Annotated in this window: 11 protein-coding genes; 3 read left to right on the top strand and 8 right to left on the bottom strand. The window is 72.4% G+C overall.

Annotation, left to right across the window (positions count from 1 at the left end):
* Positions 1–162: 162 nt before the first annotated feature.
* The 3 genes from R9X44_RS34580 to R9X44_RS34570 are packed head-to-tail and all read right to left on the bottom strand — an operon-like array spanning position 163 to position 1797.
* On the bottom strand, positions 163–417 hold the full coding sequence (locus tag R9X44_RS34580) for a hypothetical protein (RefSeq protein WP_319818602.1): 255 nt from the start codon (positions 415–417) through the stop codon (positions 163–165).
* Positions 410–1243 carry a class I SAM-dependent methyltransferase gene (locus R9X44_RS34575; RefSeq protein ID WP_319818601.1) on the bottom strand — a complete coding sequence of 278 codons (834 nt, stop codon included), beginning with the start codon at positions 1241–1243 and terminating at the stop codon, positions 410–412. Before R9X44_RS34575 ends, R9X44_RS34580 begins: the two co-directional genes overlap by 8 nt.
* A gap of 32 nt (positions 1244–1275) precedes the next feature.
* Entirely contained in the window at positions 1276–1797 is a 522-nt protein-coding gene (locus R9X44_RS34570; RefSeq protein ID WP_319818600.1) for a GNAT family N-acetyltransferase, read from the bottom strand.
* A gap of 132 nt (positions 1798–1929) precedes the next feature.
* Between R9X44_RS34570 and R9X44_RS34565 the strand changes: the two genes are divergently transcribed.
* Both R9X44_RS34565 and R9X44_RS34560 read left to right on the top strand, forming a co-directional pair.
* Complete coding sequence (locus R9X44_RS34565) at positions 1930–3315, top strand: FAD-binding oxidoreductase (protein ID WP_319818599.1); 1386 nt, start codon at positions 1930–1932, stop codon at positions 3313–3315.
* A 33-nt stretch (positions 3316–3348) separates the two neighbouring features.
* Positions 3349–3999, top strand: a complete 651-nt coding sequence (locus R9X44_RS34560; protein WP_319818598.1) for a histidine phosphatase family protein — start codon at positions 3349–3351, stop codon at positions 3997–3999.
* Between the two features lie 16 nt (positions 4000–4015).
* Here R9X44_RS34560 and R9X44_RS34555 read toward each other — a convergent pair whose 3' ends face one another.
* Complete coding sequence (locus tag R9X44_RS34555; protein ID WP_319818597.1) at positions 4016–4306, bottom strand: DUF6295 family protein; 291 nt, start codon at positions 4304–4306, stop codon at positions 4016–4018.
* 64 nt (positions 4307–4370) lie between these two features.
* Entirely contained in the window at positions 4371–5135 is a 765-nt protein-coding gene (locus R9X44_RS34550) for a dienelactone hydrolase family protein (protein ID WP_319818596.1), read from the bottom strand.
* A 126-nt stretch (positions 5136–5261) separates the two neighbouring features.
* Here R9X44_RS34550 and R9X44_RS34545 point away from each other — a divergent pair, with 126 nt between their 5' ends.
* On the top strand, positions 5262–5723 hold the full coding sequence (locus tag R9X44_RS34545) for a MaoC family dehydratase (RefSeq protein WP_319818595.1): 462 nt from the start codon (positions 5262–5264) through the stop codon (positions 5721–5723).
* 1105 nt (positions 5724–6828) lie between these two features.
* Here R9X44_RS34545 and R9X44_RS34540 read toward each other — a convergent pair.
* From R9X44_RS34540 to R9X44_RS34530, 3 genes are all read right to left on the bottom strand, one after another.
* Positions 6829–7752 (bottom strand): AraC family transcriptional regulator, encoded by a 924-nt coding sequence (locus R9X44_RS34540; protein ID WP_319818594.1) that lies wholly within the window; start codon positions 7750–7752, stop codon positions 6829–6831.
* A 7-nt stretch (positions 7753–7759) separates the two neighbouring features.
* Positions 7760–8197 carry an isochorismatase family protein gene (locus tag R9X44_RS34535; protein WP_319818593.1) on the bottom strand — a complete coding sequence of 146 codons (438 nt, stop codon included), beginning with the start codon at positions 8195–8197 and terminating at the stop codon, positions 7760–7762.
* Between the two features lie 559 nt (positions 8198–8756).
* Positions 8757–10103, bottom strand: a complete 1347-nt coding sequence (locus R9X44_RS34530) for an NAD(P)/FAD-dependent oxidoreductase (protein WP_319818592.1) — start codon at positions 10101–10103, stop codon at positions 8757–8759.
* Between the last annotated feature and the right edge of the window lie 50 nt (positions 10104–10153).

The raw sequence follows: 10153 nt of genomic DNA, 5'->3' as shown, positions 1-10153 counted from the left end.
CGCTCTCCCCGCAAGGGGCGCGCTCTCCCCGCAAGGGGCGCGCTCTCCCCGCAGTCCCGAAGGGACTGCGGGGAGTTTGGCCCAGGGGCGCGGCGCTGAGGTCGAGGCCACTCGCGCAGGGAGCGAGGCTTCCTCGCGGTCCCGGACGGACTGCGGGAGGGGTTAGGGGGTTAGGGGGGTTTGTGCGGTTTCGGTGTCGGAGGGGACTATCCAGAACTCGCGGCCGTTGGTGTAGCCCATCAGGGGACGGCCCAGCGCGGCGGACGTGCGGCTCGTGACCTCCTGGAACGCGGCCTGGAGCTCCGGCGTGTACGCGCTGATCCGGAATCTGCCGCCCTCGGTCAGGTGGTGTGCGACGAGCGGGATCATCTCGTTGATGAACCGCTCGGTCTCGAAGGCGCTCATCGGTTCAGACATGTTCGGAGGATACTCGCGTGCCGGACGCGTCGGGGGCCCTGCGGAACACGCTGATCAGCCGCCATGCCTCCGGAGCCGTCGGGGCGATGTCGGAGAAGTCGCCGTACTGGGCGACGATCTCCAGGGCAGTCTCGGGGTGCTCAAGGGCCGCGACGCGTACGGCCGCCTGGAGCTCGGTCGCGGTCCAGAAGCGGAACGGCACGACCCCCTCGGCCGTCCGCACCCGGTAGGGGCCGCCGGGACGCGTGGGCGGCTCGGTGACCCGGATGACGACGTGGTCGTCGACCATCTGGGTGAGCGGGTCGAGGGGATCGTCCAGCGAGCCCCAGGTGACGTCCGCGGTGGTCCCGTCACGTTCCGTGGTCCACGAGGTCGTGGTGGACGAGCCGCGCCCGAGCCGGTCGGACGGGTGGCTCATCTCCAGGATGTAGACGCCGCCCTCGGCGAGGTGGGCCGCGGCGCGGTGGAAGTGCGCGGCCAACGCGTCAAGGGTGTGCAGATGGGCCGTACTGTCCAGCATCGTGACCACAAGGTCGAACCGCGCGCCAAGGTCGAAGTCCGTCATATCCGCCTGCACCACCTCGAGCCTCGGCTCCTTCGCCTTGGCGTACGCGCACATCGCGGCGTTCAGGTCGAGCGCGGTGCAGCTCAGCCCCCTGCGGACCAGCTCACGCGCGTGCTCGGCGGGCCCCGCCGCGAGCTCCAGCACGGTCCGCGCCCGACGGCCGTGCCTGGCCGACCACGTCAGCAGCGCGTCGGCCTCGGCGGGCACGTCACGGAACGCGCAGGACAGCTCGTATGCCTCTGGATCGTCGTAGATCGCCACCCGGCAATCGTCGCAGGAGTGGAGCGCTCCAGTTACGCGGCGGCCCGCTCCCGCAGGCACAGCACGATCTCCAGGACCGCAGGGTCGTCGGTGCGGCGGGTCAGGCCGCCCATCGACGTGAGGAGCTTGCGCATCTTGGCGTTCTCGCTGAACACGCTGGCCCGCAGCTCGGCGAGCCCCTCGGCCGTGCCCGCCTCGATCAGCAGCTCGGCGAGCCGACGGCCGATCCCCCGGCTCTGCCACGCGTCCTCCACGAGGAACGCCAGCTCCGCCGTCCCCTGGGCGGTGCCGTACATCATGTGGCCGAGCGCGACGATCCTGCCGTCGGCGTCCTCGACGGCCAGGGAAAGGCCGCGGGAGCGGTCGCAGAACACGTCGAACAGGCGCTGCGGCAGCTTCGGCTTGGCGCTGAAGTAGCGCAGCCGTCGGCTGGCCATCGAGCAGCGCTCGTGCATCGCGACGACCTCGGCGCGGTCCCCCGGACCGAGCCGACGAGTGGTGAGCCCGGAGGGCCTGGTACTTGACGCGGCTGTCGCCGCGGCGGCGGTGATCATCGGAATCCCCCTTCTTTCTCGATTCAGTAAGAATCTCCGACGCGTGTTACAGGTTCATGTGAACCCCGTTTCCCAGGCCCCCGAGGAGGCGTGATGTTGGTCTCCCCCGGCCGGATAAAGCAGGATGTGACCATGGCTTTTGTGAACGGCGCGGTGTCCCACTGGTTCGCCGAGACGGGACTCCCCTCCCCCGCGACGCGCCTGCCGGGCTCCCTCCAGGCCGACGTCTGCCTGGTCGGGGCCGGTTACACCGGCCTGTGGACCGCCTACTACCTCAAGAAGGCGCGGCCCGATCTGCGGATCGTGGTGCTCGAGAAGGAGTTCGCCGGGTTCGGCGCGTCGGGCCGCAACGGCGGCTGGGTCGTCGGTGAGCTCGCGGGGTCGGCCTCGGCGTACGCCGAGCGGTTCGGCCGCGACGCGGTGATCAGGCTGCAGCACGCGATGTTCGACTCGGTCGCCGAGGTCGTCGCGGTCGCGGGCAAGGAGGAGATCGACGCCGACCTCGTCCACGACGGGCTCGTCACCGTCGCGCGCAACCGGGCGCAGCGGTGGCGGATGCGGCAGGAGATCGAGCATTCCCGGGCGTGGGGGTGGGGCGAGGACGACCTGTACCGGATCGATCCCGGCGAACGCGTCAGGGTCGCGGGGGCCGTCGACGCCATGTACACGCCGCACTGCGCGCGCGTGCAGCCCGCCAAGCTGGTACGCGGCCTCGCCAGGGTCGTGCAGGAGCTCGGCGTCGAGCTGTACGAGGGCACCGAGGTGACCGCGCTGCGGCCGCGCAGCATCACCTCGTCGGCCGCGGCGATCACCCCCTACGGACGGGTGACCGCCGAGTACGTCATCCGGGGCACCGAGGGGTTCACCGCGGCGTTCCGGCCGCTGCACCGCGACTGGCTGCCGATGAACAGCTCGATGATCGTCACCGAGCGGCTGCCCGCGGGCGTCCTCGACGAGATCGGGTGGCGGGGCGCGGAGCTGCTCGGCGACATGGCCCACTACTACATGTACGCCCAGCGCACCGCCGACGGCAGGATCGCGTTCGGCGGGCGCGGCAAGCCCTACCGGTACGGCTCGCGGATAGACGACGCGGGCCGCACCCACGAGCGGACCGTCCGCCAGCTGCACACGATGCTCGCCGACTTCTTCCCCGCCGCCGCGCGCGTGCCCGTCGCGCACGCCTGGTCGGGGGTGCTCGCGGTGCCGCGCGACTGGTGCTCGACCGCCGCGCTCGACCGGCGCAGCGGCCTCGGCCACGCGGGCGGCTACACCGGCCACGGCGTCGCCACGACCAACCTCGCCGGACGTACCCTGCGCGACCTCGTCCTCGGCGAGCGCACCGAGCTCACCGAGCTGCCGTGGGTCGACTGGCACGTGCGGCCCTGGGAGCCCGAACCCCTGCGCTGGCTCGGCGTCCACCTGATGTACGGGCTGTACAAGCGGGCCGACGCGCGCGAACGCGGGCTGCGCAAGACGTCGAAGATCGCGAAGGTGGCGGACCTCATCTCCGGACGCTGACGCGCCGCGCCCGCGACGGGGTAGGACGGCCCCATGGAGCTGACGCTGATCCGGCACGGGCAGAGCACGGGCAACGTCGCGCGGGAGACCGCGATCGAGGCCGGGGCCGACACCCTCGACATCCCCGAGCGCGAACCCGACATCCCGCTGACCCCGCTCGGCGAGAAGCAGGCCGCCGCGGTCGGCCGCATCCTCGCCGAGCGGCCGCCGCCGACGCTCGTGCTGTCCTCGCCGTACGTGCGCGCGCTGGAGACCGCGCGTATAGCGCTGGCCACCGCGGGCCTGTCTTCCGGCCTGTCTTCCGGGATTCGGCTTGACGAGCGGCTGCGCGACCGCGACATGGGCGCGTTCGGCGGCCTCACCCCCCTCGGCGTCCGGCGCAGGTTCCCCGAGGAGCACGCAAGACAGGCGCTCCTGGGCAAGTTCTACTACCGGCCGCCCGGCGGCGAGTCGTGGACCGACGTCGCCCAGCGGCTGCGGTCGGTCCTCGCCGAACTCCCCTCCGACGGACGCGTCCTCATCGCCACCCACGACGCGATCATCGTGCTGTTCCGCTACATCATCGAGGGCCTCACCGAGGCCGAGGTGATGGAGATCGAGAAGGAGACCGTCGCGAACGCGTCGGTCTCGCACTGGCGTGACGGCGAACCCGTCGTCTACAACGACGCGTCCTTCCTCGGGTGAGGGCGCTGCGCGGCGCTCAGGGCGTCGCAGGGGCCCGCGTGGGGCTCGCGGCGAGGCCGGGCGGCGCGGCGGCCAGCGCGGCCTCGATCGCCGCGACGAGGGCGCGCGCGGACTCCTCGGTCAGCTCGACGGCGACGCGCGCGGCGGGGCCGAGCTCGGGCGCGGTGAAGTCGATGTTCACCGAGTGCTCGAGCTGCGCGTGGTAGGGGTGGTCGACGTAGACGGCCGCGCGGGTGACGGAGAACCATCCGTCCTTGCCCTTGGCGCTGCCCTCCAGATCGGCGAACTCGGTGTGGTAGGTGCACATGGCCCCAGCCTGCCACGGCGGCGGACGGCGGCGGCGTGCGCCGTCCGTCCGCCTGGCGCGCGAGCTACGGGGTGTTGAGGTGGCGGCCGAAGAAGTCGAAGACGCGCGCCCAGCCCGACACCGCGGCCTCCGGGCGGTAGGCGGGGCGGTTCGTCGAGAAGAACGCGTGGCCCGCTCCCTCGTAGGTGTGGAACTCGAACTCCTTGCCGAGCTCGGTGAGGACCGCCGACAACTCCGCGGTCTCGCCCGGCGCGGGGAACTTGTCGTCCGCGCCGAACAGGCCGAGCAGCGGACAACGCAGCTCGGGCGCGAGCCCGACGATGGGCGGGACCGCGATCGGGAAGCCGTCGGGCGAGTGGGCGGTGACGAACGCGCCGTAGCAGTCCACCGCCGCGTCGAGGTCGACCGTGCAGGCCGCGAGGAACGCCTGACGGCCGCCCGAGCAGTACCCGATCACGCCGACCTTCCCGTTGGAGTTCGGCATGCCGCGCAGGTAGGCGGCCGCGGCCTCGACGTCGCCGACGAGCCGCGCGTCGGGGACGCCGCCGTTGGCGCGGTTCGCGGCGGCCGCGTCGTCGGGGTCCGCGCCGGGGGCGTCCCTGAAGTGCAGGTTCGGCATGATCGCCAGGTAGCCGTGCGCGGCGAACTTCCGCGTGATCTCCTTGTGCGCCTCGTCGTACCCGGGCATGTGGTGCAGCACGACGACTCCGCCGCGCGGCTCGGCCGCCAGCGGACGGGCCAGGTACGCCGCGATCTCGTCGCCCCCTTGGCCGGGGATCGGGACGGTGCCTGAGGTGAACGTGTCGGAAGAGTCGATGATCTCGTTCATCGGCCCCGGATATCAGAGAGCGGAACCGTCCGTCCAACCGGCCCGCCGCCCGGGGCCCGGTTCGCGCAGGCCGAAGGGTCGTGCTGGAATATCCCAGATCAGACCGACCCCCGAGGAGATGCCCCCATGCGCACGTTCGCCGATCTGGAGGAGTTCGCCGCGGCCGTCGGCGAGGAACTCGGCCACAGCGACTGGCAGGAGATCACCCAGGAGCAGGTGAACACGTTCGCCGCCGCCACGGGCGACCACCAGTGGATCCACGTCGACCCCGAGCGCGCCGCCACCGAAAGCCCCTTCGGCACGACGATCGCCCACGGCTACCTCACCCTCAGCCTCGTCACCACCCACGTCGCGCAGATCTTCACCGTCGACTCCCTCACCATGGTCGTCAACTTCGGCCTCAACAAGGTCCGCTTCCACACCCCCGTCGCCGTAGGCGCCAAGGTCCGCGCCAAAGCAGTCCTCACGGACCTCAAGAACTCCCCCGCCGGCAAACTGGGCACCCTCAAAGTAACCATCGAAATCGACGGCCAACGCCGCCCCGCCTGCGTAGCCGAAGTCCTAGCCCTCTACCGCGACTCTGCTTGATTGCCACGCCTCCGGCGCGGCGGTGATTGGGCTGTGTTTATTGGGCCTCGCTCCGCTCGGCCGGTGATTGGGCGCCGGGAAGTCGACGTCTTCCCTCCGGACTTGCTCGCCTAGCGGCTCCCAAGTCCTCCGGTCCAGACGCCGACGCGCCCAATCACTCTGAGACACAAGACCCAAGGCCGTGGCCCCGGCTCAGCTGGAACCCTCGCGGGCGTGTAAGGCCGGAGGCCGTGGCCCGGCGCAGCCGGAAGCGTCAGGGCGATCGGCCGGGGCCCTTCCTCCGGAGCCTTGCGAGCCGCCAGGCGAGCAAGGCGGAGGCCAAGAAGTCGGGTCAGCGGGGCCCGGGGCCGTGACCCGACGCAGCCGGGGACCGCCGCGTTCGGGGACCACGTCCGCCCGGAGTCTTACGCGCCCCTCCGCGCCGTGACCCCGCCGCAGCCGGAACCGCCGCGTCCGCCCGGGGCCCGGGGGGCCTCTTCGGGCCGTGGCCCCGGCGCAGCCGGAACCCTCACGGCGACGCCCGCCCGGAGGCCGTGGCCCCGGTACAGCCGGATCGTCGGGTTCGGGGCCGCGTCCACCCAGAGCTTTGCGGGCCTCGCCGGGCCGTGGGACCGGCGCAGCCGGAACCGTCAGGGCGATCGGCCAGAGGCCGCCCCCTCCGGAGCCTTGCGAGCCGCCAGGCCAGCAAGGCGGAGGCCAAGAAGTCGGACCAGCGGGCCCCGGAGGCCGCGACCCGGCCCAGCCGGGAACCGCCCCGTTCGAGGCCCACGCCCGCCCGGAGCCTTGCGCCCCCTCCGCTCCACCATTTCGGCGCAATCGCAACCGTCGCGTTTGGGGACGCGTCTGCTCGGGGCCTTGCGCCCATCCGCGGCGTCGCCTCGGCGCAGGCGAAACCGTCGGGTTCGGGGCCGCATCCGCCCGGAGCTTTGCGGGCCTCTGCGCCGTCGCACCGGTGCAGGCGAAACCGTCGGGGTCGGGGCCGCGGTCGCCTGGGGCTTTGGCGGTCTCTTCGGGACGTGGGACCGGCGCAGCCGGGAACACCCGGGCGTTCGGCGGGGGCCGTTCCTCCGGAGCCTTGTGAGCCGCTAGGCGAGCAAGGCGGAGGTTAGGGGGTTTGGGGGTGGGGGTGGGGGTGGGGGCGGGTGCGGAGGCGGCGGAGCATGCGGGGGTCGCGGAAGCCTACGGCGTGGGCGGCGGACTCGATGGTGCGGCCTGCGGTGATGAGGCGTTCGGCGTGTTCGGCGCGGAGGAGCTGCTGGTAGCGGAGCGGGGTGAGGCCGGTGGCTTCGGCGAAGCGGCGGGTGAGGGTGCGGGGGCTGACGCCGGCTTGTGCGGCCAGGTCGGCGAGCGCCAGGGGTTCGGCGAAGCGGGCGTCGATGAGGTCCTGCACCCTGTGGACGGTGTCCGACAGGTGGGCGCGGTGCGCGAGCATGACGCTGGCCTGCGGCTCGTCGCCGTTGCGCCGCACGTACACGACCATCGAGCGGGCCACCCGCGCGGCGGCGGCCGGGCCGTGCCGCTCGGCGACGAGGTGCAGCGCGAGGTCGGTCCCGCTGGCGATGCCCGCCGACGTCACCACACGGTCGTCCGACACGAACAGGATGTCGCGCACGACCTTCGCCTTCGGGTAGCGCCGGGCTAGCTCGTCCTGGAGTTCGTGGTGGGTGGTGCAGCGGCGGCCGTCGAGCAGCCCTGCCCTCCCGAGCGCGTCGGCCCCCGCGCACACGCTCGCGACGGTCCCGCCCCCCGCGTGGTGCGCTGCCAGCCGACGCGCCGACCCCGCCCCCACCGGACTCGTCCCATGCCACCCCGGCACCACGACAAGATCCTCCGCCCCGAGCTCCGGCCACTCCTCCCCCACCGCCAACCCCACCCCCTGATGCGACTCCACCCGCCGCACCCCCCGGTCGGCTACGTAGTGGAGGGTGTAGGGGTGGCCGAGTTCGGCGGCGGAGGAGAAGACCTGGGCCGGGCCGGCGAGGTCGAGGAGGTGCACGCCGGGCAGGAGCAGGAAGACGACCTTGGGCATGATCTGGTCAGTCTAGGGCTTCCCCGATCGTGACGATTCTGGCGAACCGCCCGGAGAGGGCGTATTCGGTCCGGCGGATGACCTCCTCGGCCGGGAGGGTGCGCGGGTCGGCGAGGAGTTCGTCGAGCGGCAGCTCGGGCGGGGTGCCCGGCGCGCCGAGCGGGTGCGTCGCGGTCGCCTCGGTGACGAACAGGACCGAGAACCCGAGGTCGGACGCCACCCGCGCGGTCGTCTCCACGCACTGCTCGGTGCGGATTCCGCACACCGAGACCTCGGTGATCCCCCGCTCGGTCAGCAGCCTGTGCAGCCCCGTCGTCGTGAACGCGTTGTGCGCGGTCTTGGTGAGCACGGGCTCCCCCTCCGACGGCTCAAGCCCGTCGAGCGGCCTGACCAGCCCGAGCGCCGGATCGAACGCGTTCCCCGACCCCTCTTCCACATGCAGCACCCAGACGACGAAGTCGCCCCGCTGTGTTTATTGGGCCTCGCTCCGCTCGGCCGGTGATTGGGCGCCGGGAAGTCGCCGTCTTCCCTCCGGACTTGCTCGCCTGGCGGCTCACAGACCTCCGGTCCAGACGGCGACGCGCCCAATCACTCTGGGGTCTTCCACCCAAAGGCCGTGGCCCCGGCTGAGGTGGAACCCTTTCGCGGGGAGTTCCGCTCGGAGGCCGTGGCCCCGGCTGAGGTGGAACCCTTTCGCGGGGGTTCCGCTCGGAGGCCGTGGCCCCGGCTGGGCTGGAACTCTCACGGGGGGTTCCGGGCAGTGTCCGTGGCCTCGGTTGGGCTGGAGATCTCGCAGGGGGTTCCGCTCGGAGGCCGTGGCCCGGGCTGAGGTGGAACCCTCGCGGGGCGTCAAGGATCGAGGGCGTGGTCCCGGCCTGGCCGGGGTTCTCACGGGGGGTTCCGGGCAGAGTCCGTGGCCACGGCTGAGCTGGAACCCCTTTGCGGGGGTTCCGCTCGGGGGTCTTGGTTGGGGTGGGGGCCTGCGGGGTGGTTGGTTGGGGGGGTTAGAGGGTTGCTACTGCGGTTTCGATGGCTCGGTGGAAGGTGGGGTAGGCGTAGATCATGTGTTTGAGGGTGTGGAGGGGGACGCGGGCTTGGATGGCCAGGGCGAGGAAGCCCATGATCTCGCCGGCGTAGGGGGCGGCGACGGTGGCGCCGACGAGGTGTTCGCCGTCGGCGACGAGCTTGATGAAGCCGGGGGCCTCGTGGATCCAGCCTCGGGTGGACTCGCCGATGGGGGTGAGGGTGACGCGGACGGGGCGGCCCGCCGCGCGCGCCTTCGCCTCGGTGACGCCGATGCCGCCGATCTCGGGATCGGTGAAGGTGACGTGCGGGAGGGCGTGGTAGTCGGCCTCGGGGCCGTCCTGGCCGAGGATGTCGCGGACCGCGATCGCCGACTGGTACATCGACACGTGCGTGAACGCGCCCTCGCCCGTGACGTCGCCGATCGCCCACAGGCCGTCGGCGGCCCTCATCCTGCCGTCCACGGGGATGGTCCGCGCCCTGGGGTCGAGCCCCGCGGAAGCCACCCCGAGGCGCTCCAGGTCGGTCCTGCGGCCCGTGGCGACCAGCAGACGCTCCCCGGTCGCCCTGCCCCCCGCGAACTCAAGCGTGAACCCCGCGCCGTCGTGCGTCACCCGTGACGCCTTGGCCCCGGTGTGCACGGTGATCCCCTCGGCCTCGAACACCTCGCGCAGCAGGTCGCCCGCCTCCGGCTCAAGGGGCCCCACGAGCCTCTCGCCGCCCTCGACGACCGTCACGTCCGACCCGAACCGCGCGAACACCTGCGCCAGCTCGACGCCGATCGCACCCCCGCCCAGCACCACGAGCGACGCCGGTGCCTCGGTCGCCTTGACGGCGTCGCGGTTGGTCCAGAACGGGGTGTCGGCGAGCCCGTCGATCGGCGGGACCGCCGGCTCGGTGCCGGGGTTCAGCAGCACGCCCCTGCGCCCACGGAACACCCGGTCCCCGACGGTCACCTCACGCGGCCCGGTCAGCACCCCGTACCCCCGCACCAGCGTGACGCCCTTGCCGGTGAGCCTGTCGGCGGCGGCCTTGTCGTTCCAGTCGTCGGTCGCCTCCTGCCGCACGCGCCGGGCGGGCACGCCGAGGTCGGGGACGACCTCGGCCCGTCCGGCGAAGCGCGGCACCCGCCGTGCCTCGCCGAGCGCGTCGGCGGCCCTGACCATCATCTTGGTCGGGACGCACCCGTAGTACGGGCACTCCCCGCCCACCAGCCCGGCCTCGACGGCGGTGACCTCCAGCCCCGCCTCCGCGAGCAGCCCCGCGGCGTTCTCCCCGCCGGGCCCGAGCCCGACCACTACGACATCGACTTCTTCGACTCCGGCCATGTCCCGCTCCTACCCCGTTCCCGACGAAGATCATTCATCTTTCCGGAAGA

Origin of the sequence: Actinocorallia sp. A-T 12471 (assembly GCF_033875155.1) — a bacterium.
Classification (GTDB): domain Bacteria; phylum Actinomycetota; class Actinomycetes; order Streptosporangiales; family Streptosporangiaceae; genus Actinocorallia.
Note: the sequence above shows the minus strand (reverse complement) of the source record. Positions and strands in the feature narration are given on the sequence as shown.

Excerpts from the sequence above, each read along its gene's own strand:
- R9X44_RS34580 (WP_319818602.1), bottom strand. The coding sequence starts at position 417 with ATGTCTGAACCGATGAGCGCCTTCGAGACCGAGCGGTTCATCAACGAG.
- R9X44_RS34570 (WP_319818600.1), bottom strand. The coding sequence starts at position 1,797 with ATGATCACCGCCGCCGCGGCGACAGCCGCGTCAAGTACCAGGCCCTCC.
- R9X44_RS34565 (WP_319818599.1), top strand. The coding sequence starts at position 1,930 with ATGGCTTTTGTGAACGGCGCGGTGTCCCACTGGTTCGCCGAGACGGGA.
- R9X44_RS34560 (WP_319818598.1), top strand. The coding sequence starts at position 3,349 with ATGGAGCTGACGCTGATCCGGCACGGGCAGAGCACGGGCAACGTCGCG.
- R9X44_RS34555 (WP_319818597.1), bottom strand. The coding sequence starts at position 4,306 with ATGTGCACCTACCACACCGAGTTCGCCGATCTGGAGGGCAGCGCCAAG.
- R9X44_RS34550 (WP_319818596.1), bottom strand. The coding sequence starts at position 5,135 with ATGAACGAGATCATCGACTCTTCCGACACGTTCACCTCAGGCACCGTC.
- R9X44_RS34545 (WP_319818595.1), top strand. The coding sequence starts at position 5,262 with ATGCGCACGTTCGCCGATCTGGAGGAGTTCGCCGCGGCCGTCGGCGAG.
- R9X44_RS34540 (WP_319818594.1), bottom strand. The coding sequence starts at position 7,752 with ATGCCCAAGGTCGTCTTCCTGCTCCTGCCCGGCGTGCACCTCCTCGAC.
- R9X44_RS34530 (WP_319818592.1), bottom strand. The coding sequence starts at position 10,103 with ATGGCCGGAGTCGAAGAAGTCGATGTCGTAGTGGTCGGGCTCGGGCCC.